The organism is Phytohabitans flavus (assembly GCF_011764545.1).
GTDB classification, from domain to species: Bacteria; Actinomycetota; Actinomycetes; order Mycobacteriales; family Micromonosporaceae; genus Phytohabitans; species Phytohabitans flavus.
In genome coordinates, this window is sequence record NZ_AP022870.1 from 6,219,000 (window position 1) to 6,238,885 (window position 19,886).

A 19,886-nucleotide genomic window follows, 5' to 3' on the forward strand; every position below is an offset into this window, starting at 1 on the left:
CATCTCGACGTGGCACACAGCATCTGCCTCCCGGACCGCCTCCCGAGCCCGCCGGGCCCGTGGGCGTCGGCGGACTACGGCGAGTCTCACCGTCCATGGGCAGGGAGAATCCCTAGTCCTGGCGCGGTGATCGCGGATTACTTGTAAGCGGTGACCGCCGCCATCGTGCTGGCCCACCAGTAGTTGCAGTCCGGCGGCGGCTGAAGGCCGGTCACGAGCTCCACCTTGAACGAGCTGAAGTGGCTCAGCAGGATCCGCTGGTGCGAACGGCTGAGCGAGTCGATCTCGTTGGTGTAGTACGAGAAGATGCCGCCGGGGCGCAGGTGCGCGGCGGCCGGCTCGACGAAGTTGGCGGCGAGGAAGGGCGCCTTCGGACCGAGCGTCTCGACGAACTCCCGCTCGTTGGTCGGGTACGTGTCGTAGAGGATCGCGTCGAACTGGCCGAGCCGACCCATGACGTCCTGCCAGCCGCCCAACTCCAGCCGGATGTCCCGCTCCGGCCACTTGCCCCGCCAGGTCGCGAACCGCTTCGCCACCTCGTGGTTGATCTCGATGATCGTGTGCGACGCCACACCCGCCTCCTGGACGTACGAGGCCGAGATGCCCATGCCGAAGCCGACCTCGAGCAGGTCGCCGCCGGCCGCCGCCGCGTTGTAGGCGAGCTTCCGCATCAGCGGGTGCTCCCAGTCCTGCATCACCTGCTGCCCCTGGATGAGCAACTGGCGCCCGTCGCTGTAGTCGGCGCCGCTGCCCTCCCATTCCGACCGGATCAGCGGCCGGTCCGAGCCATCGACGAACTCCTTCTGGATGTTGTCCAGATGCTCCAGATCGGCGGCGAATTCCCACACTGCTCGGGACAGCAGGAGGTTGCGCTGACCTGTGCCTTTCGAGCGCAGGAAGTCTTCGCGCTTCGTCGCCACCGTAATATCGAAGTCTTTGAACTTCCGCTGCATCGCCGGCTCTCCCAACGGCTCGACGCGACTTGAGGCTCGGGCGATGCTACGGCTGTGAATCTTGGGAAAATGCTCGTCCACCCCCTGATCGGGGGCTTGTCGCCTGACATTGGTGACAATTAATCTGAAGCTCACGTCCAGGGTTCAACGAGCCGTTCGGCGGCCGCATGCGCGCATTCGAGACAGCTTTCGCCGATTACCACAGCGTCCCCCACTGCGTCGGTGCCGGCAGCGGCACGGAGGCGATCCTGCTCGGCCTCCGCGCGCTCGGTGTGCGGGCGAATGACGAGGTCCTCACGGCCGCCACCGCCACCGCCCAGGCGGTCAACGCCATCGAGGCGATCGGGGCCACGCCTGTATTCGTCGACGTACACGCCGGTGACTACCTCATGGCGGTGGACCGGGCGGCCAGTGCGCTGACCGGGCGGACGCGGTGCCTGCTCGCCCCACACGCGTACGGGCAGTGTGTCGACATGGCCGCGCTGCGCGAGCTGGCCACCACCCGCGGCCTCACGATCCTCGAAGACTGCGCGCAGGCGTGGTCGGCCCGGCACCACGGCCGGCTCGCCGGGACGATGGGCGACGCGGCTGCGTTTTCGGTGTACCCGGGGCGGTTGTTGGGCCGGTACGGCGAGGGCGGCGCGGTGATCACCGCCAGCGACGAGGTGGGCGACCGCCTCATCGGGCTCCGCTACCATGGCAGCCCGGAGCTCTACCAGGCGATCCGCGCGCCCGGCTACCAGCGGTTGCTCGACGAGGAAGAGGGCGCGGCGCTGCGGCGGCGGCTAGCCGGGGTCGACCGGCTTCTGGCCGCCCGCAGGGCCGTCGCCGAGCGCTACGCGGAAGGGCTCGCCGGCACCGACCTCGGGCTGCCCGAGACCGCGCCGGGCAATGAGCACACCTTCCACGTGTACGCGGTGCGCCACCCCGCCGGGAGCGGCTGTTGAAGGCGCTGGAGGCCTTTCCGGTGTCCCGGGTGGACGTCTTCGGCGCACGCGACCGCGACCTGCCGATCACCGGCCAGCTCGCCGAGGAGCTCTTCGCCCTGCCGGTCTCGGCGTCACTCCCCGACGACGCGCAAGGCCGCCTGATCGCCGCTCTCCGCGACGCCCTCGACAGCATCCGCGACGACGGCTGACCCGGCACCGGTCGCCGACGGCACGGTGACCACAATGGACGCCAGCAGCAGCCCTCGCTGGCTCAGCCACCGGCCGGAAAATCCGGCCAGCGGCCCCTCGGGCGTCTCCGGGCCGGGCACGAGCAGCGTCGCCTCGAAGGCACCCGCGCGGGGGTCGATCGCGATCCGCGCTTCGCTGAAGTCGAGCCACTTGCCAGTGAGCGGAAACCACGCCTTGTAGACGGCTTCCTTGGCGCTGAAGAGCAGCCGGTCCCAGTGCACGCCCGGGGCTCGCGCGTCGAGGTCGCGGAGCATGGCCAACTCTTCGGTGAGTGCGATGGCCTCGAGCACGCCCTCGGGGAGCGGCGCGTCGGGCTCGGCGTCGACGCCGAGCGTGCGCACGTCAGTGTCGAGCGCCAGTGCGCAGGCCCGGTATCCCTCGCAATGGGTCATCGTGCCGACGATGCCGGCCGGCCACTGTGGCGCGCCGCGCTCTCCCGGGAGGATCGGGGCCGGGCCGTAGCCCAGGCGGGCCAACGCCTGGCGAGCGCAGCCACGCACGGTCGTGAACTCTCGCCGCCGCTTGTCGACGGCCCGCGCGACGACAGCCAGCTCCTCGGGGAAGAGCTCGACAGGTGCCGCGTCGTCGTACGCCTCGACGGCCACCACGGCCGGCGGGAGCAGATCAGCCAACACGGGCACCGTCCACAGTGGGCAGGATCCGGCGCGGCCCGCGGGGCGGCGCGGCGCGCGCCCGCCACTCGCGCGGGTAGCCGAGCGAGACCTCCTCGAAGCGCACGTCGTCGAACCAGTTGACCCGCGGGATGTGCAAGTGTCCATACACGACGGCCGCGGAGTTGAAGCGGACGTGCCAGTCCGCGGTGTGCACGGTGCCGCACCACTGGGCGAACTCGGGGTGGCGCAGGATGTCGGTGACCGCGCGCACCAGCGGGAAGTGGTTGACGAACACGGTCGGCAGCTCGGGGCGCTCGCGCTCGGCCAGCCGGCCCAGCGTCACCTCCAGCCGTGCGGCGCACCACGCGTCGCGGGTCGGGTAGGGGTCGGGGTGCAGCATGAACTCGTCGGTGCACACCACGCCCACGTCATACGCGTTGGCGAGGGACGCCTCCTTGGTGGCGAACTGCGGCATCCGGAACGTGTAGTCGTACAACACGAAGAGGGGGACGACCGTGACCGGACCGCCCTCGCCCTCCCAGATCGGGTACGGGTCCTCCGGCGTCACCACACCGAGGCCGCGGCACAGCTCGACGAGGTGGCGGTAGCGCGCCTCGCCACGCAGCTGGACGCTGTCCTCCTTTGGCGTCCACAGCTCGTGGTTGCCCGGCGCCCACACCACCTTGCGGAAGCGCTCGGCCAGCAGCCGCAGGGCCCACTCGATGTCTTCCACCATCTCGCCGACGTCGCCGGCGACCAGCAGCCAGTCGTCGTCGGTCTCGGGGCGGTATCCCTCCACGATCTTGCGGTTTTCCGCATACGCCACGTGCAGGTCGCTGATCGCCAGGAGCTTCGGCTGTACGGACACCCGTCGATCGTAGCCGTGCCGCCAAGGCGTCCCCTAAGACGATGCCGCGCGGCGCCGGCCGCCGGTAGGGGGTGGTTTACGGGTACCGCGGGTGCGGGCGGGGCCGCATCATCGATGCGAGAGCAGCCGGATGCGACGCGGAAAGGTTGCCGCGATGAACAGTACCGAAGACCTGGCCAACGCCATGATTGACGCGACTCTCGAAGGTGGACCGACGGACCTGCCGGAGTCGCTGCGGGTGCAGCGCACGACAGCGACCAACAGCAAGATCAAAGTGCGGCACGGCAGCGCGTACGAGCACTTCGAGCAGACGGGCGAGTCCAAGCCGGGGCACGAGGGCATGCTCCACGTGTACCGCTGGACGATGCGCACCCGCGTCGCCGAGTAACGCACCCGGGTCAGCGTCTCAGGCGGTGTTGCGCAGCCCCGCCACGAGGCTGAAGGGCAGGTCCGAACGGCGGTTGATGCGCAGCTTCCGGTACACCCTCGTCAGATGTTGCTCGACGGTGCTGACCGTGATGAAGAGCTTGCGGGCGATCTGCTGGTTTGTGTGCCCCTGCGCGGCGAGTGCGGCGACACGCCGCTCGGCGTCGCTCAGCTCCTCGATCACCGGATCTTCCGGCGACTCCGGCTCGCTGTCGCCAGGGGCCGGCCGGGCGGAGATCAGATCCTCCAGCTCGTACCGGGTGGCGAGCTGCTGGGCGCGGCGGGTGGTGATGCGGGCCTTGGCGTACTCGCCGAGCGCGTGCTGCGCCTCCCCCAGCTCCGCCATCGCCTCGACAAGCTCCAGCTGGTCGCCGCCGGCCTGCAACTCCTCGACGGCCTCGCGAAGCAGGGCCGCCCGCTGTTTCAGCTCCGCTTCAGCGGCCAGCTCGCGCAGCGAGATGCCGCGCGTGCGCCGGTTGTACGGCCCGAGCTTGGCCAGCTGCTCGGCGGCCAGGTGCCGGGCCTGTAAGCCGAGCCCGCGGCGGGCCTCGGCGAGGTCGGTGCGCCACGGCGCGAGGCCGGGCACGTCGAGCCCCCACCGCTCCATCAGCTCGCGGCACGCCTCGAAGTCTTCGATCGCCGCCTTGTGGCTGCCCCTGGCCAGGTGGAAGCGGCCCCGGGCGCGCAGGTAGTAAAGGCCGAACGGGGTCTGGAACATCGCGTCCGGCACCGGCATCGCGAGCAGGCGCAGCGCCTCGTCGAACTGGCCGCGGCGGGTGGCGGCCAGCAGCAGCACCGAGATCGGGCCGCCGATGAAGACGCCGAGCCCCCTGGGCTGGATGAGCGAGAGCGCGGCCTGGGCGTACCGCTCGGCCTCGGGCAGGTTGCCCTGGCGAAGGCTGATCCTGCCCCGCATCGCGGACAGCAGCGCCCGCCAGGTGGGCACCCGCCGGTCCGCCGCCTCCTGTAGGAGCCCGTCGCACCAGTCCGCTGCCTCGTCCAGGCACTCGGCCAGCACCATCGTCTCCAGCGAGATGATGATCGACTCCCAGGTGTGGTCGTCGAGCCGGTACTGCTGGAGGATCGCCTGCGCGTCGGCGACCGCCTCCTCGGTGATGCCGCCCCGGTGTACCGCGTCGACAAGCTTGGCCGTGCGGACCCGCAGCTTGCCCTTGGCACCGGTGAGCGTCGAGGCACATGGCAACGGGGCCGTCGCGGCGCCGTCCTTCGCGGTACCCGGGTAGAAGAAGCCGAGGCGAGACCGCACGCAGGCGACGGCGAGCGCCGTGTCCGGCCCGTCCTGGTCGGCGATCGTGTCGAGCACCTCCATCGCCTCGGCCGGCCGGCCGAACCACATCAGGTGCTTGACGAGCATGATCGTGAGGTCAGGGCGGAGCCTCCCGGCCCGCGCGACCGGGACGAGTTCGCGCGCGTACCGCTCGGCGGACGTCGGGTCCAGGCGCCACTTGGCCCGCAGCAGCGCGGCGTGGATGCCGGCCCGCTCGACGACGTCGACCCGGCTGCGCTCGGCCAGCCGCAGGCACTCCAGCGCCATGCCGGTGTCGTCCTGCTCCATCGCCTGGTCGGCGGCCTCCCGCAGCACGGGTACCGACCAGGGCGCCTCGGTGCGCCGGGCGGCGAGCGCGTGCCGGGCCACGGCCACGGCGGCGGCGCCGTGCCGGTACAGCACGTGCGCGACCCGGTCGTGCAGCTCCGTGCGGTCGTGCGTGCTCATCGCGTCGAGCACCGCGACCGCGGAGCGCGGATGTCGGAACCGGCCGGCCTCCACGATGCCGGCCTCTGTAGCCGCCTCCAGCCCGACCGTCGCCGAGGGGCAGGCGTCGCCGAGCAGCTCGCTCAGGAGCGCTGGCGAAGCCGGCTCACCGAGCACCGCGAGCGCCCGCGCGACCGGCAGCATCGACTCGTCGCCCCGGTACAGGCAGGTCTGCACCGCCTGCGTGAACGCCTCGCCGGCCACGCCCTCCGGGCACGGCGGCCCGGACGGCACGCCGTGCGCGGTCTGGTAGTCCTCGACAAGGGCGCTGAGCAGCAACGGGCTCCCTCCGCTGAGCCTGTGCCAGAACTCGGGCTCCGTGCCGCTGAGGTCGACCCGGTCGGCGAGCAGGGAGGCCACGCCTTCGGTCGAGAGCAGGCTGAGCCGCATCTGTCTACAGTTCGGCTGGCTGAGCAGCTCCGCGACGAGCCGCGGCCACGGCGGGCGGATGCCCGCGGTACCGGTGATCACGACGAGCACGCGGGCGGTCTCGATCCGGCGGATGAGGTACAGCAGGCACTGCATCGACTCGGTGTCGGCGAAGTGCACGTCGTCGACGCTGATCAACAGCGGCGTCCGCTCGGCCAGGTCCAGCAGCACGCCGGCCAGCCCCCGCCGCACCTGCACGTCGACCTGCTCCGCCGAGTCGTCGTCGCCGTCGCGCAGCATCGCGGTCAGCGCCGCGTCGTCGAGCAGCCGCATCACCTTGTCGGTCGCCTCGTCGGAGAGGCGGGCCCCGCCGAAGAGCTGGCCCATGACACCCATCGCGGCGCCGCGCTCGGTGCGGGATGCCTTGGCCCCCAAGTGCACGAAGCCCGACTCCACGGCACAGCTGGCGAAGGCCCGTAGCAGAGCGGTCTTTCCGGAGCCGACTGGCCCGCTGACCGTAACCACGGCGCCTTTCCCGCTTAAACATTCCGACAGCGAAGTAGACAGCTGGGCTGCCTCTCTGTCCCGCTCTACCAGCTCTCTATCTCGTCCGACAAGCATGAAACCCCCCATAAGCTTGCGCTCAACAGAACCACCAAGGGGTGAATCAATCCGCAAGGTCGCTTACAGATACACGGCACAAGGCACGTGCACGACCGGCCGCACGAGGAATACAAATCCCGCGACGCTGCGGCATCAGCGTCCTCATGGCGTCGTGCGTGACAACCATTCACACATGAAACGCTATGGATTCAATGACAGCAAGGTTCGTTTGATCACGTGCAGGTAACGGGCAACCGAACTGAGCGCTTCTTGAGACTGCCTAAAGTGGACTAAAACGCCAAGTGCCCCACCCGGAGACGGGTGGGGCACCAGATCGGCTGGTCAGAGCGGGATGTTGCCGCGCCGGCCACGGGACGCCGGGGCATCCGCGAGCACCTGCGCGATGCGGCGGCGGCTGTCCCCCGGCGCCACGACCTCGTCCACGACACCAAGGGAAAGCGCCCTGGTCACGCCCCCGGACTCACGCTCCACTTCGGCCACGAAGCCGGCCAGCAGCTGGGCCCGCTCCTCCTCGGGCGCGGCCGCGAGCCGCTTGCGGTAGAGCACACCGGCTGCCGCCTCGGCTGCCATCACCGCAACCTCGGCTTGCGGCCATGCGAAGACAGCAGTCGCTCCTAGTGAGCGCGAGTTCATCGCAATGTAAGCGCCACCGTAGGACTTTCGCGTCACCAGCGTGACTCGTGGCACAACAGCCTCGGCGAAGGCGTGAAGAAGTTTCGCACCACGGCGGATGACGCCTTCCCACTCCTGGCGCGCGCCGGGGAGATAACCGGGTACGTCGACAATGACCACCATCGGTACGCCGAACGAATTGCACATACGCACGAAACGTGAAGCCTTTTCGGCACTCAACGAATCGAGACAACCGCCCTTGCGAAGCGGGTTGTTTGCGAGCACACCCACCGTCCGGCCGGCGAGACGACCGAAACCCACCACCATGTTCGTGGCCCATTTGGGCTGAAGCTCCACGAAGTTCGGCTCGGCGTCGACAAGACCGCGTACGAGCGGCCGCACGTCGTACGCGCGCTTGCTCTCCGGGGGCAGGAACGAACCGAGGTCGACGCCGCCGTCCAGCAGCGACATCTCGACCCGCCCCTGGGCGGTCAGCAGGGAGGTGAGCTGGCGGGCCCGGGCGAACGCCTCCGCGTCGTCCTTCGCCGGCACGTGCACCACACCCGAGTTGCGGCTGTGCACCCTCAGCCCGCCGAGCGATTCCATGTCGACGCTCTCGCCGGTGACGCTGCGCACGACGTCCGGCCCGGTCACGAACATCCGGCCGGCTTCGGACATGACCACGATGTCGGTGAGCGCCGGGCCGTACGCGGCGGCACCGGCGGCCGGGCCGAGCACGACACTGATCTGCGGCACGAGCCCCGACGCGTGCGTCATCGCCGCGAACATCCGCCCCACGCCGTCCATCGACTCAACGCCGTCGGCGAGCTTGGCGCCGCCGGAGTGCCAGATGCCGATGACCGGACAGCGCTGGCGGACCGCGGCCTGGATCGTGTCGATGATGCGTTGCGCCCCGGTCGCGCCGAGCGCACCGCCGCGCTGGGTGGCGTCGGTGCAGTACGCGAGGACGGGGTTGCCGTCGACGAGGCCGCACGCCGAGCGCACCTCAGTGCCGTCATCCGGGCCGAACGGCTCCATCGACTGTGGATCCAGCAAGGCGTGCAGCCGGGCGGCGGGCGAGCGCGGGTCGGTGTCCACAATGGGCTGTACGACCGTTGTCATGCCCGGCACGCTATCGATCAGACGGCGGCGACTCCCACCCCTAGCTCGCCCCTAATGCGGTCGAGGATCGCGGCCTGGTGCGCGGCGAGGTAGAAGTGTCCACCGGAAAACGCCTCGAACTCGAAGTCGCCGGTCGTGTGCTCGGCCCACGCGCGGGCCTCGTCCAGCGTCACCTTCGGATCGGCGTCGCCGACGAACGAGGTCACCGGGCACTCCAGCGGCGGGCCCGGCTCGTACCGGTACGTCTCCGCCGCCCGGTAGTCGTTGCGGATCGCCGGCATGATCATCCGGAGCATCTCCTCGTCGCCGAGGATGCTGCCGGCCGTACCGGCCAGCTTGCGCATCTCCGCGATCAGGCCCTCGTCGCTCTCCTGGTGCACCCGCTCGTCCCGGAAACGGGACGGCGCCCGCCGCCCGGACACGAAGAGGTGCGCCAGCTCGATGCCACGGTCGCGCCGCAGGATCCGGGCCACCTCGAACGCCACGCTCGCGCCCATGCTGTGCCCGAAGAACGCGAGCGGGCGATCCAGCCAGCCGGACAGCTCGTCGGCGACAAGCTGGGCGAGCGTCTGGATGTCCGGCACCAGCGGCTCGTGCCGGCGGTCCTGCCGGCCCGGGTACTGGACCGCGAGCACGTCGACGGCCGGGGAGAGCGAGCGCGACACCGGGAAGTAGAAGGAGGCGGAACCGCCCGCGTGCGGCAGGCACACAAGCCGGACCGGGCTGTCCGGCGCCGGGTGGTACCGCCGGGTCCAGAGGCCGTTGTCGTACGCGTTGCTGCTCATCCCGTGCTCCCCTCGAAGTCGTACCAAGCTTCGGCCGGCCTCAGGTGCGGCGCAAGAGAATCGACGCCGGATAGGGGTCCGGTACGGGTACCTGCGGGAATCGGGTGGGTGCGCCGGTGGTAACCTCCGGCCCGCCCGCTCACTCGACCAGCGACTCCAGTGGCACGGACGGGTCCGCGAGGCGGTCGAGGTCGACGGTGCCGCCCGCATAGCCCGTACGCACGAGGGCCTGGATCTGGTCCTGCACGTCCCACACGTTGACGTTCATCCCGGCGAGCACCCGGCCACCCTTTGTCCAGAAGGCCAGAAACTCCGGGGCCTTGCCGTCCACTATAGACGGATCGCCGCGGAAGACGACGCGGTCGTAGCCGCGCGGCGGGACCCAGCCGGCGTACTCCATGCCGAGGTCGTACTGATCGGTGAAGAAGTACGGCACGCGGTCGTACGCGACCGGCTGGCCGAGCATCGAGCGGGCCGCGGCCGGGCCGCCGTTGAGCGCGTTGGACCAGTGCTCGACGCGGATCCGCTCGCCGACCGTCGGGCTCAGGAAGCGGGCCACGTCGCCGCACGCGTACACATCCGGGTCCGCGGTGCGCAGCGACGCGTCGGTGAGCACGCCGTCGTCGACCGCCAGCCCGGCCGTCTCGGCGAGCTCGGTCGCCGGGCGGATGCCGACGCCGATGACCACCAGGTCGGCGGGGATCTCGGTGTTGTCGTCGAGGACCACATCGGACACCCGGCCGCCGGCGCCGCCGATCCCGCGCACGGCCGCCTCGAAGTGGAACGTCACGCCGTGTGCCTCGTGCAGGTCCCGGAAGACGGCCCCGAGCTCGTTGCCGAGCACGTTGTGCAGCGGGAGGGGTGCCGCCTCCACGACGGAGACCGTGCACCCGTGCTCGCGGGCCGCGGCGGCGACCTCCAGGCCGATCCAGCCGGCACCGATCACCACCACGTTGCCCCGGTGCGCAGGCTGGCGAGCAGCGCCTCGGCCTCGTCCATCGTGCGCAGGTACCGGATGCCGTGGTTGTCCATACCGGGCAGGTCGAGCGTGCGCACCCGCGAACCGGTGGCCAGCAACAGCTTCTCGTAGTGCAGCTCGTCGACCCCGTCGAGCGTGACCGTGTGCGCGGCGGTGTCGAGGTGGGTGGCGCGCCGGCCGAGGATCAGCTCGACGTCGTGCTCCGAATACCACCCCGCGTCGTGCACGAACGCCTTCTCCTGGGGCTCCTTGCCGCTGAGGTAGCCCTTGGAGAGCGGTGGCCGCTCGTACGGCCGGACGGTCTCCTCGCCGACCATCACAAGCCGCCCTGTGTAGCCCTCCTCGCGCAGCGTTTGCGCCGCTTTCGCGCCGGCCAGGGACGCGCCGATGATCAGATACATGCAGCTCAGCCTCCGCTCAGTCGCTGGTGCCAGGCCACGGCGGCGGGATCGGTCAGGGAGGCCACCTGGTCGATGACTACTCTAAGCCGGCCGCCGTCGTCCGTCGCGGCCTTCCACCACGGCAAGAAGATCGGGTCGAGCCCGTCCGGCGCCCGCGCGGCCAGCATCCGCACCAGGTCAGTGAGGGTCTCGCGCTGGCGCTGGTACCACAGATCGGCGCCCGCGCGGCGCATCACGTACCGCAGGGCCATTCCCTTGAGGAGCGCGCACTGGGCCCGGATCAGGCGCGGCACGACGAGGTCCGCGGCGTACCGCCGCAGCGGCCTGTCCCCCGACTCCGCCTGCGTCGCCTCGACGGCGGCGGCTACGAAGCGGCCGATCTGCGCGCTCGTCGCGCCCTTGAGCGCCGCCTGAGCGCGGTAGCTGCCGTCGTATCCGGCGAGCGGGGCGAGCGCGGGGTCGGCGAGGAGGCCGTTGAGCACCTCGGCCAGGTCGTCGGCGGTCTCCCCGGAGTACGTGGCCGCCACGTCCGCGCAGAGCGCGGCCCGCTCGTCGATGTCGACGAGCAGCCGGCCCAGCGCGATGTAGCCGCCGTGAACACCGTCCTCGACGTCGTGCACGGAGTAGGCGACGTCGTCGGCCCAGTCCATGACCTGGGCCTCCAAACACCGGGCCTCCCCTGCCACGCCGTCCCGCACCCAGGCGAAGATCTCCGCGTCGTCCGGGTACACGCCGAACTTGCGCTTCCCAAGGTGGCGCGGCCAAGGATATTTGCAGGTCGCGTCGAGCGAGGCCCGGGTGAGGTTGAGGCCGGCGCCGTCGACTTTGGCCTCCAGCCGCGTGAGTACGCGCAGCGTCTGAGCATTGCCCTCGAACCCGCCGCACTCCTGCGCGACAGCGTCGAGCGCGTCCTCACCATTGTGTCCGAACGGCGGGTGCCCCAGGTCGTGGGCGAGCCCGGCCACGTCGACGACGTCCGGGTCGCACCCCAGCCGGGCGCCCATCTCCCGGGCGATCTGGGCAACCTCGAGCGAGTGGGTGAGCCGGGTACGCAGGAAGTCGTCGGAGCCCGCGGTGTGCACCTGGGTCTTCGTGGCCAGCCGGCGGAACGCCGCGGAGTGGAGCACCCGCGCCCGATCCCGCTCGAACGGGCTGCGCCCGTGGCCCGTGTCCTTGCGGGGCTCGGGCACGAACCGCTCGGCCTCGATCACGCCCTGACTCTATCCCCCGGGGACAGCAGGGGACGGATCGAGAAGCTCTATTGGCGCTGCTTGAGGACGCAGAACTCATTGCCCTCGGGTCGGCCAGCACCACCCAGCCGACGTTGCCGCCCTGGCCCACCTCGACATGGCGGGCACCCATGTTGACCAGGCGCTCGATCTCGGCCTCCTGGTCGGCCGGACGGAGGTCGACGTGCAGCCGGTTCTTGCCGGACTTGGCGTCTGCCACGGGTACGAAGATCAGACCGGGGAGCTCGTTGGGTGTGCGGCGAATCTCCACCTCGTCGGGCCGCTCATAGGTGATCTGGTAACCGAGCGCCTCGGCCCACCAGCGCGCGAGGCGCGCTGGATCAAGCGCATCGACGACCAGATTCTCCCAGCGGCTGCCCATTGGTACGCCTCCCGATTTCCCAGTTGTCGACAAGCGGCGTCTTATCGGCAGACGGCGCCGAAGTGACGACCACGTTACGCCCAGGATCATCATCGCGGATGACGCCGGTATCCACGAATCCGGGATGGCCGAGCATCGCCGGCCGGGGAGAACGCCCTCCCCGGCCGGCGAACCACCTACCCAGCTGCCGCCGAGGGCGCGGTCTCGACCGCCGCGCGACCGGCCTCCAGCCGCGCGATCGGCACCCGGAAAGGCGAGCAGGAGACGTAGTCCAGCCCCACCTCGTGGAAGAAGTGCACCGACTCGGGGTCGCCGCCGTGCTCGCCGCAGACGCCCAGCTTCAGGTCGGGCCGGGCCGCGCGCCCCTCGTCCGCCGCGATGCGCACCAGCCGCCCGACGCCGTCCCGGTCGAGCGACTCGAACGGCGAGATGCCGAAGATGCCCAGCTCGATGTAGCGCCAGAAGAAGGCGCCCTCGACGTCGTCGCGGGAAAAGCCCCAGGCCATCTGGGTCAGGTCGTTGGTGCCGAACGAGAAGAACTCGGCCGCCTCGGCGATCTGGCCCGAGGTCAGCGCGGCCCGCGGCACCTCGATCATCGTGCCGATCGAGACGGCGCCGGCACCGGCGTCGGCGACGATGCGCTCGGCCTCGGCGCGTACCGTCTCCAGCTCCTGGACCGCACCGACAAGCGGCACCATGATCTCCGGCAGCGGGTTGCCCCCGCGCCCCGCGCACTCGGCGGCGGCCTCCGCGATGGCGCGCACCTGCATGGCGAACAGGCCCGGGATGACCAGGCCTAGCCGTACGCCACGCAGGCCCAGCATCGGGTTCTGCTCGTGCATGCGGCGTACGGCCGCGAGCAGCGCCTCGGCCTTCGCCGCGTCCTCGCCCCGCTCACGCGCGACCGCGACGCTGACCGCCAGCTCCTCCAGCGGCGGCAGGAACTCGTGCAGCGGCGGGTCGATCAGCCGCACGGTCACCGGCAGCCCGTCCATCGCCTCGAAGATCTCGACGAAGTCGGCCCGCTGCAAGGGAAGCAGCGCGTCCAGTGCGTCCTGCCGCTCGCCGTCGGTGCGGGCGAGGATGAGCCGCTCGACAAGCTCGCGCCGGTCGCCCAGGAACATGTGCTCGGTGCGGCACAGGCCGATCCCCTCGGCCCCGAAGCGCCGCGCCCGCGCCGCGTCCTGCCCGGTGTCGGCGTTCGTCCGCACGCGCAGCTGCCGCAGCGAGTCGGCGTGCGACATGATGCGGTGTACGGCCGACACGAGCGGGTCGGCGCCTTCCTGGTCACCGGCGACGTCGCCCTCGAAGTAACGGACCACTTCGGACGGTTGCACGGGCACCGCGCCGACGTACACCTTGCCGGTGGTGCCGTCGATGGAGATGACGTCGCCCTCGCGAATCACCGTGCCGTCCACAGTGAACTTCCCGTTGCGGGTGTCCACCTCGAGCGCGTCGGCGCCGCTGACGCACGTCTTGCCCATCCCCCGAGCCACGACGGCCGCGTGGCTCGTCTTGCCGCCGCGCGAGGTGAGGATGCCCTGCGCCGCGATCATGCCGGCGAGGTCGTCCGGGTTGGTCTCCCGGCGTACCAGGATGACCTGCTCGCCCGCCCTGGCCAGCTCGGCCGCGCGGGGTGCGCCGAAGACCGCCTTGCCCACTGCCGCGCCGGGTGAGGCGCCGACACCCCTGGCCAGCGGCTTCGGGTCGCCGGAGAGGTCGAAGCGGGGGAACATGAGCTGGCCCAGCTGTTCACCGTTGACCCGCATCACCGCCTCGTCCAGGTCGATGAGCCCTTCGTCGACGAGCTGGCCGGCGATGATGAACGCGGCCGCCGCGGTGCGCTTGCCCACCCGGGTTTGCAGCATCCACAGCTTGCCCTGCTCGATGGTGAACTCGATGTCACACAGGTCCAGGTAGTGACTCTCCAGTTTGGACATGATGCCGAGCAGCTCGTCGTACGACCTCTTGTCCAGCCGCTCCAGCTCCTGTAGCGGGATCGTGTTGCGGATGCCGGCGACCACGTCCTCGCCCTGCGCGTTCGCGAGGTAGTCGCCGTAGATGCCCTGGTGCCCGGAAGCGGGGTCGCGGGTGAAAGCGACGCCCGTACCCGAGTCGGGGCCGAGGTTGCCGAAGACCATCGCCACCACGTTGACGGCGGTACCGAGGTCGGCCGGGATACGCTCCTGCCGGCGGTACAGGATGGCGCGCTCCGCGTTCCACGACTGGAAGACCGCGAGGATCGCGAGGTCCATCTGCTCGCGGGCGTCCTGGGGAAACTCGCGCCCGGTGTGCTTGGCGAAAAGCTTCTTGTACGTGTCGACCAGCGCCCGCAGGTCGGCCGCGTCCAGGTCGAGGTCGTTCGTCGTGTTCCGGGCACGCTTGGCGTCGTCGAGGGCGTGCTCGAACTCCTCGCTGGGCACATCACAGACGGTCTTGCCGAACATCTGGATCAGCCGCCGGTACGAGTCCCACGCGAAACGCTCGTCACCACCGGCCTGCGCGGCCAGCCCCGCCACGCTCGCATCGTTCAGCCCTACGTTGAGGACGGTCTCCATCATGCCCGGCATCGAGAAGCGGGCGCCCGAGCGTACCGACACCAGCAGCGGGTCGGCCGCGTCGCCGAGGCGCTTGCCCCGGGCCTCCTCCAGGGCTCTCAGGTGGGCGTCCACCTCCTCGCGCAGCCCGTCTGGCTCGCGGCCGGTGGCCAGGTACGCCCGGCAGGCCTCTGTGGTGATGGTGAAGCCTGGCGGTACGGGTAGGCCGAGGTTCGTCATCTCGGAAAGGTTGGCCCCCTTGCCGCCGAGGAGGTCCGCCATGTCCTTGTTGCCTTCGGCGAAGTCGTATACGTAGACGTCGTTCGCTGCCACCTGAGCCTCCTGCCACCGCGTTCACCGTTGAACGAGGGTTTAGTACCCAATGGTGGGCGAAGGTTAAGCGAGATACGCCACGTCTCGGGAGGGTTCGGTGACGATACGCACACCCGCCAGGTGTGTGACGTTCGTGCGCGTTTTTGGGAACGGTCCCATGCGCACATTCGCGCGTTATTCAGCCGCCGGAGTCGTCGTGTTCAGCGTCGTCCGGGACGGCTTCGGAGTCGCGGTCGTCGAGCCACCCGTACGGGAGCACGACCCGCGCCGGCGCGTTGGTGCGGCCGCGGGGCTGCCCCAGGATGTCCGTCGGGAACGGCTCCTCGGCGTCGACCTTGCCCAGCAGGTCGTCGAGCTCGGCCAGCGACGAGGCCATCGCCATCGACCGGCGTAGCTCGGCACCGACCGGAAAGCCCTTGAGGTACCAGGCGACGTGCTTGCGGAAGTCGGTGACCGCCTCGCGCTCCACGCCCCACCACTCGACCAGCAGCTCGGCGTGGCGGCGCATGACCCTGGCGACCTCGCCCAGCTTGGGCAGGACGCGCTCGGACCGGCCGGCGAACCCGGCCGCGAGGTCGGCGAAGAGCCACGGGCGGCCCAGGCAGCCGCGGCCGACGACGACCCCGTCACAGCCTGTTTCGGCCACCATGCGCATAGCGTCGTCGGCCTCCCAGATGTCGCCGTTGCCCAGCACCGGCACGTCGAGTGCCTGCTTGAGCGTGGCGATCGCCTCCCAGTCGGCCGCGCCGGAGTACCGCTGGGCGCCGGTTCGCGCGTGGAGGGCGACCCAGGCGACCCCGGCGTCCTGTGCGATCAGCCCGGCCTCGACGTAGGTCAGGTGATCGTCGTCGATGCCCTTGCGCATCTTGACGGTGACCGGCAGCCCGTCGGCGCTGTCCACCGCCGCGCGCACGATTGAGCCGAAGAGCCGCCGCTTCCACGGGATCGCCGAGCCGCCGCCCTTGCTGGTGATCTTTTTGACGCTGCACCCGAAGTTGAGGTCGATGTGGTCGGCCAGCCCTTCGTCCACCACCCGCCGCACGGCCTTCGCGGTGATGTCCGGGTCGACGCCGTAGAGCTGCATGCTCCGCGGGTACTCGTTGGCGCCGAACTGGATCAGCCGCTCCGTCTTCGGATTGCGGTGGTGCAAGGCCACCGTCGTGATCATCTCGCAGACGTAGAGGCCCGCGCCGTACTCCCGGCAGACCTGGCGGAACGCCACGTTGGTGATGCCGGCCATCGGAGCCAGCACCACCGGCGGGTCGATCCGGTGCCGACCCAACGTCAACGTCCCATCCACGACAACCAGGGTAGTTTGAGTTCGTGACCACATCCGATCCGGCGTGCGCCACCGCGCAGGGCGACCTCCCGCCTGATCACGGACCGCGCACACTCGTCGTCGTCTTCGAGACCCCCGTCGCCGAGCATCTGATCCGCTTCGCCGCCGACCTGGGCTACCGCACGGTGCTGGTGGAGCCCCAGCCGCGGCTGCTGGCCGGCACGCCCAAGCCACACGGCGACCAGACGGTGGCCAGCGTGACCACGGCCGGGCTCGACGAGCACACCGACGTCGTCGTCACCGACCACAACCGGCCCGAGCTGGCCGTCATGCTGCGCGATGCGCTCGACAGCAAGGCGAGGTGGATCGGGGTAATGGGCGGCAAGCGGCACACCGCCCCGCACGTCGAGGGGCTCAAGAGCCTCGGCGTGGACGACGAGGCGATCGCCCGGGTACACCGCCCGATCGGCCTCAACATCGGCTCGAAGACCCCGGCGGAGATCGCCCTGGCCACGCTCGCCGGCCTGATCGCCGACCGCAACCACCGGCCGGGCGGCTTCGCCTTCTAAAGATCTTTCCGAGTCGGGGTCGCGTCGGCGTCTTGGACGCGGATAAAGATCCAAAATCAAGGAAGTCGAGCTACCGCGATGTCCGCGGTGGTCCAGACCGTCGCTCCCGCGGCCTCACCCTCCGCGGTTGGGCAAGCTCACCCCAGGTCATCGTCGGCCGACCACGACCTTCGCGGCCAGGTCCGCGCTCCGGCCCAACCTGGACCTAGCTCGGTGGTTGGACGGGGCTCGGTCTTGCCTTGATCGGCGCTACGACGGGCCGCCGTCTGGCAGATCGTGGTACTTAGTTGCCCCTGGAGGGGCGGTTGGATACCACGATCTCTCGCGTACGCCGGCCCGACCGGGGATCAAGGAAGCGGGTCTGCGGGTCGAACACGACGGCCCGTCCCCCAGGGGGGACGGGCCGTCGAGTCGTACCGGGTCAGCAGCCGGGCAGGCGGTCGATCAGGTAGCGCTCGACCTGGTCCAGCGGCACGCGCTCCTGCTGCATGGTGTCGCGGTCGCGGATCGTCACAGCGTTGTCCTGCAACGTGTCGAAGTCGACCGTGACGCAGAACGGGGTGCCGATCTCGTCCTGCCGGCGGTACCGGCGGCCGATCGCCTGCGAGTCGTCGAACTCCACGATCCACCGCTTGCGGAGCGTGGCGGCCAGCTCGCGGGCCTTCGGCGAGAGCTCGGGGTTGCGGGACAGCGGCAGTACCGCCACCTTGATCGGCGCCAGCCGCGGGTCGAACCGCATCACCGTGCGCTTGTCGACGCCGCCCTTGGTGTTGGGCGCCTCGTCCTCGTCGTACGCCTCCAGCAGGAAGGCGAGCACCGCGCGGGTGAGGCCGGCCGCGGGCTCGATCACGTACGGCATCCAGCGCTCCTGCTTCTCCTGATCGAAGTAGGACAGGTCGACGCCGGAGTGCTTGCTGTGCGTGGTGAGGTCGAAGTCGGTGCGGTTGGCGATGCCCTCAAGCTCGGAGAACTCCGTGCCGCCGAACTGGAAGCGGTACTCGATGTCGACCGTCCGCTTCGAGTAGTGCGACAGCTTCTCCTTCGCGTGCTCGTAGAGGCGCAGGTTGTCCGGCGAGAGGCCGAGGTCGATGTACCAGTTCCAGCGCTCCTGCAACCAGTACTCGTGCCACTGCTCGTCGGTGCCCGGCTCGACGAAGTACTCCATCTCCATCTGCTCGAACTCGCGCGTGCGGAAGATGAAGTTGCCCGGGGTGATCTCGTTGCGGAACGACTTGCCGACCTGCGCGATGCCGAACGGCGGCTTCTTGCGCGCGGAGGTCTCCACGTTGCGGTAGTTGACGAAGATGCCCTGCGCGGTCTCGGGCCGCAGGTAGTGCAGGCCCTCCTCGCTTTCCACCGGGCCGAGGTAGGTCTTCATCAGACCGTTGAACATGCGCGGCTCGGTGAAGGTGCCCTTGTTGCCGCAGTTAGGGCAGTTGATCTCGGACAGGCCGGCCGGCGGGCGGCCGTGCTTGTGCTCGAACGCCTCTTCGAGGTGGTCGGCGCGGAAACGCTTGTGGCAGGAGAGGCACTCGGTCAGCGGATCGACGAACGCGTCGAGGTGGCCCGAGGCGGCCCAGACGTCCTTGGCCAGGATCACCGCGGAGTCGAGGCCCACGATGTCGTCGCGCTGCTGGACCATCGCGCGCCACCACTGGCGGCGGACATTTTCCTTCAACTCCACGCCGAGCGGGCCATAGTCCCAGGCCGACCGGGTGCCCCCGTAGATCTCACTGGAGGGGAAGACGAAACCCCGGCGCTTGGCGAGGCTGACAACGGCGTCGATGCGGTCGGCTGGCATGTGATTTTCCTCCTGCGCCGGCTGGCGGTCGGCGGGGACAAGGTCTACTGCTTCGGACGGGACTAACAACGTCTACCGCCACCGTACGGTTACCGGCGGCCCAAACCCCAGCAGATTACCCGCGACCCCGCACACCTCGAACTGGCCGGTGCCCTGGTCCTGGGCCAACGTGATCTCGAGCTGGGCCTGCTGACCGCTCGTGTACGTCACGTCGGCCGGCACCGTCAGGTCGGTCAGGTTGACGTCACCGACCTGGTACGACGTGACCCGCGGCTCGCGCGAGACCCGGTCGGCGAACTCGGCCTCCGACTCGTCGCGCTGGAGGCGGTTGCAGAGCAGCTTGTACGCGTCCGAGTACCGCTGCGTGCCGAGCGCGTCGAAGTAGTCGCCGACGATCGTGTCGGCCTGCTCGTTGAGCGACTCCGCCTGGGTGATGACAAGCCCGACCAGCGCGGTACCACCGGCGCCGCAGCACAGCAGCGTGGCCAGACCGGCGACACCCAGCCCCAGCCACACGCGGGCGGTGCGCCCCTCGGTGGGCGGAGCCGCGAAGGGCGGCGTCACGCCCGGTCCGGGCGGTGGCGGTGGCGCGTCGGTGGGCGAGGGCGCCCCGGCTGCCAGCGTCATGACGGCAAGCGTAGTGGGCGCTCGCGCGCGGCCAGTGTCACCGGGAGAAAGCGGACATCTGTCACCGGGAGGAAGGTGCACCGGGGTCGGCCGCACGGTCGCTCGCGGCCGTGACCACCTCGCCACTGGGCGCGGCCTCGGCCAGTGTCTCGTACGCGGAGGGTTCGTCGAGCGACTCGGCGAGCAGCGGGGTGGCGTAGACCTTGACGTCGAAGGCGCCCAACGCCCGCCGGTACGTGCCGACCGACTCCCACTCGGTGACCAGGCACCAGTGCGACGGCTCGTCGAGCGAGCGGGTGAGCCGCCCGCGCAGGTAGCCGGGTCGCGCCGCCAGGGCGGCGAGTGCGGCGTGGGCCCGCTCGGTGAACGACCCGGCCGCGACCTCTTCAACCACGAACCGGTTCATGACCAGCACGCGCGCCTC

Annotated in this window: 18 protein-coding genes and 1 pseudogene; 4 read left to right on the forward strand and 15 right to left on the reverse strand. The window is 70.2% G+C overall.

What is annotated here, in order from left to right; genetic code table 11:
- Positions 1-137 precede the first annotated feature (137 nt).
- A complete protein-coding gene (locus tag Pflav_RS26945) occupies positions 138-920 on the reverse strand; it encodes a class I SAM-dependent methyltransferase (RefSeq protein ID WP_232071963.1) in 783 nt (260 codons plus the stop codon).
- A 200-nt stretch (positions 921-1,120) separates the two neighbouring features.
- Between Pflav_RS26945 and Pflav_RS26950 the strand changes: the two genes are divergently transcribed.
- Together Pflav_RS26950 and Pflav_RS26955 are read left to right on the forward strand one after the other, a co-directional pair.
- Complete coding sequence (locus tag Pflav_RS26950; protein ID WP_173039196.1) at positions 1,121-1,900, forward strand: DegT/DnrJ/EryC1/StrS family aminotransferase; 780 nt, start codon at positions 1,121-1,123, stop codon at positions 1,898-1,900.
- Complete coding sequence (locus Pflav_RS26955) at positions 1,897-2,091, forward strand: hypothetical protein (protein ID WP_173039197.1); 195 nt, start codon at positions 1,897-1,899, stop codon at positions 2,089-2,091. Before Pflav_RS26950 ends, Pflav_RS26955 begins: the two co-directional genes overlap by 4 nt.
- On the opposite strand, the gene Pflav_RS26960 is transcribed toward Pflav_RS26955, so the two are convergent.
- Together Pflav_RS26960 and Pflav_RS26965 are read right to left on the reverse strand one after the other, a co-directional pair.
- Positions 2,014-2,766, reverse strand: coding sequence for a 4'-phosphopantetheinyl transferase family protein (locus Pflav_RS26960; RefSeq protein ID WP_173039198.1), 753 nt, complete (start codon positions 2,764-2,766; stop codon positions 2,014-2,016). The genes Pflav_RS26955 and Pflav_RS26960 overlap by 78 nt on opposite strands.
- Positions 2,756-3,613: a metallophosphoesterase family protein gene (locus Pflav_RS26965; RefSeq protein WP_197938766.1), complete on the reverse strand. Its 858-nt coding sequence runs from the start codon at positions 3,611-3,613 to the stop codon at positions 2,756-2,758. The genes Pflav_RS26960 and Pflav_RS26965 overlap by 11 nt, the downstream gene beginning before the upstream one ends.
- 154 nt (positions 3,614-3,767) lie before the next feature.
- On the opposite strand from Pflav_RS26965, the gene Pflav_RS26970 reads away from it, so the two are divergent.
- Positions 3,768-4,001, forward strand: coding sequence for a DUF5988 family protein (locus Pflav_RS26970; protein WP_173039199.1), 234 nt, complete (start codon positions 3,768-3,770; stop codon positions 3,999-4,001).
- Between the two features lie 18 nt (positions 4,002-4,019).
- On the opposite strand, the gene Pflav_RS26975 is transcribed toward Pflav_RS26970, so the two are convergent.
- The 9 genes and pseudogenes from Pflav_RS26975 to dusB all read right to left on the reverse strand — a co-directional run bounded on the left by Pflav_RS26975 (position 4,020) and on the right by dusB (position 16,486).
- Positions 4,020-6,815, reverse strand: a complete 2,796-nt coding sequence (locus Pflav_RS26975; protein WP_332107795.1) for an AAA family ATPase — start codon at positions 6,813-6,815, stop codon at positions 4,020-4,022.
- Between the two features lie 312 nt (positions 6,816-7,127).
- Positions 7,128-8,540 carry an acyl-CoA carboxylase subunit beta gene (locus Pflav_RS26980; RefSeq protein ID WP_173039203.1) on the reverse strand — a complete coding sequence of 471 codons (1,413 nt, stop codon included), beginning with the start codon at positions 8,538-8,540 and terminating at the stop codon, positions 7,128-7,130.
- 17 nt (positions 8,541-8,557) lie between these two features.
- Entirely contained in the window at positions 8,558-9,325 is a 768-nt protein-coding gene (locus tag Pflav_RS26985; protein WP_173039205.1) for a thioesterase II family protein, read from the reverse strand.
- Between the two features lie 139 nt (positions 9,326-9,464).
- A complete protein-coding gene (locus Pflav_RS47625; protein WP_269474544.1) occupies positions 9,465-10,277 on the reverse strand; it encodes an NAD(P)/FAD-dependent oxidoreductase in 813 nt (270 codons plus the stop codon).
- On the reverse strand, positions 10,268-10,705 hold the full coding sequence (locus Pflav_RS47630; RefSeq protein ID WP_269474545.1) for an FAD-dependent oxidoreductase: 438 nt from the start codon (positions 10,703-10,705) through the stop codon (positions 10,268-10,270). Before Pflav_RS47630 ends, Pflav_RS47625 begins: the two co-directional genes overlap by 10 nt.
- Positions 10,706-10,710: 5 nt before the next feature.
- On the reverse strand, positions 10,711-11,916 hold the full coding sequence (locus Pflav_RS26995) for a deoxyguanosinetriphosphate triphosphohydrolase (RefSeq protein WP_173039207.1): 1,206 nt from the start codon (positions 11,914-11,916) through the stop codon (positions 10,711-10,713).
- A 47-nt stretch (positions 11,917-11,963) separates the two neighbouring features.
- Positions 11,964-12,316, reverse strand: a pseudogene (locus tag Pflav_RS27000) (VOC family protein).
- 176 nt (positions 12,317-12,492) lie between these two features.
- On the reverse strand, positions 12,493-15,135 hold the full coding sequence (gene ppdK, locus Pflav_RS27005) for a pyruvate, phosphate dikinase (RefSeq protein WP_232072746.1): 2,643 nt from the start codon (positions 15,133-15,135) through the stop codon (positions 12,493-12,495).
- 229 nt (positions 15,136-15,364) lie between these two features.
- Entirely contained in the window at positions 15,365-16,486 is a 1,122-nt protein-coding gene (gene dusB, locus Pflav_RS27010; RefSeq protein WP_415624334.1) for a tRNA dihydrouridine synthase DusB, read from the reverse strand.
- A 23-nt stretch (positions 16,487-16,509) separates the two neighbouring features.
- Between dusB and Pflav_RS27015 the strand changes: the two genes are divergently transcribed.
- Positions 16,510-17,034, forward strand: coding sequence for an XdhC family protein (locus tag Pflav_RS27015; RefSeq protein ID WP_173039213.1), 525 nt, complete (start codon positions 16,510-16,512; stop codon positions 17,032-17,034).
- A gap of 421 nt (positions 17,035-17,455) precedes the next feature.
- On the opposite strand, the gene Pflav_RS27020 is transcribed toward Pflav_RS27015, so the two are convergent.
- The 3 genes from Pflav_RS27020 to Pflav_RS27030 form a co-directional block, all read right to left on the reverse strand.
- The gene (locus Pflav_RS27020) at positions 17,456-18,835 is read right to left on the reverse strand and encodes a glycine--tRNA ligase (protein ID WP_173039215.1); all 1,380 of its coding nucleotides are present in this window, start codon (positions 18,833-18,835) and stop codon (positions 17,456-17,458) included.
- 72 nt (positions 18,836-18,907) lie between these two features.
- Entirely contained in the window at positions 18,908-19,462 is a 555-nt protein-coding gene (locus Pflav_RS27025) for a hypothetical protein (RefSeq protein ID WP_173039217.1), read from the reverse strand.
- Between the two features lie 61 nt (positions 19,463-19,523).
- Positions 19,524-19,877: an antibiotic biosynthesis monooxygenase family protein gene (locus tag Pflav_RS27030; RefSeq protein ID WP_173039219.1), complete on the reverse strand. Its 354-nt coding sequence runs from the start codon at positions 19,875-19,877 to the stop codon at positions 19,524-19,526.
- Positions 19,878-19,886 lie beyond the last annotated feature (9 nt).

Bases quoted from the DNA above. Each gene is read 5' to 3' on its own strand.
- Pflav_RS26950 (WP_173039196.1), top strand. From the start codon at position 1,121: ATGCGCGCATTCGAGACAGCTTTCGCCGATTACCACAGCGTCCCCCAC.
- Pflav_RS26970 (WP_173039199.1), top strand. From the start codon at position 3,768: ATGAACAGTACCGAAGACCTGGCCAACGCCATGATTGACGCGACTCTC.
- Pflav_RS26975 (WP_332107795.1), bottom strand. From the start codon at position 6,815: ATGGGGGGTTTCATGCTTGTCGGACGAGATAGAGAGCTGGTAGAGCGG.
- Pflav_RS26980 (WP_173039203.1), bottom strand. From the start codon at position 8,540: ATGACAACGGTCGTACAGCCCATTGTGGACACCGACCCGCGCTCGCCC.
- Pflav_RS26985 (WP_173039205.1), bottom strand. From the start codon at position 9,325: ATGAGCAGCAACGCGTACGACAACGGCCTCTGGACCCGGCGGTACCAC.
- Pflav_RS47630 (WP_269474545.1), bottom strand. From the start codon at position 10,705: ATGTATCTGATCATCGGCGCGTCCCTGGCCGGCGCGAAAGCGGCGCAA.
- ppdK (WP_232072746.1), bottom strand. From the start codon at position 15,135: ATGGCGGACCTCCTCGGCGGCAAGGGGGCCAACCTTTCCGAGATGACG.
- Pflav_RS27020 (WP_173039215.1), bottom strand. From the start codon at position 18,835: ATGCCAGCCGACCGCATCGACGCCGTTGTCAGCCTCGCCAAGCGCCGG.
- Pflav_RS27025 (WP_173039217.1), bottom strand. From the start codon at position 19,462: ATGACGCTGGCAGCCGGGGCGCCCTCGCCCACCGACGCGCCACCGCCA.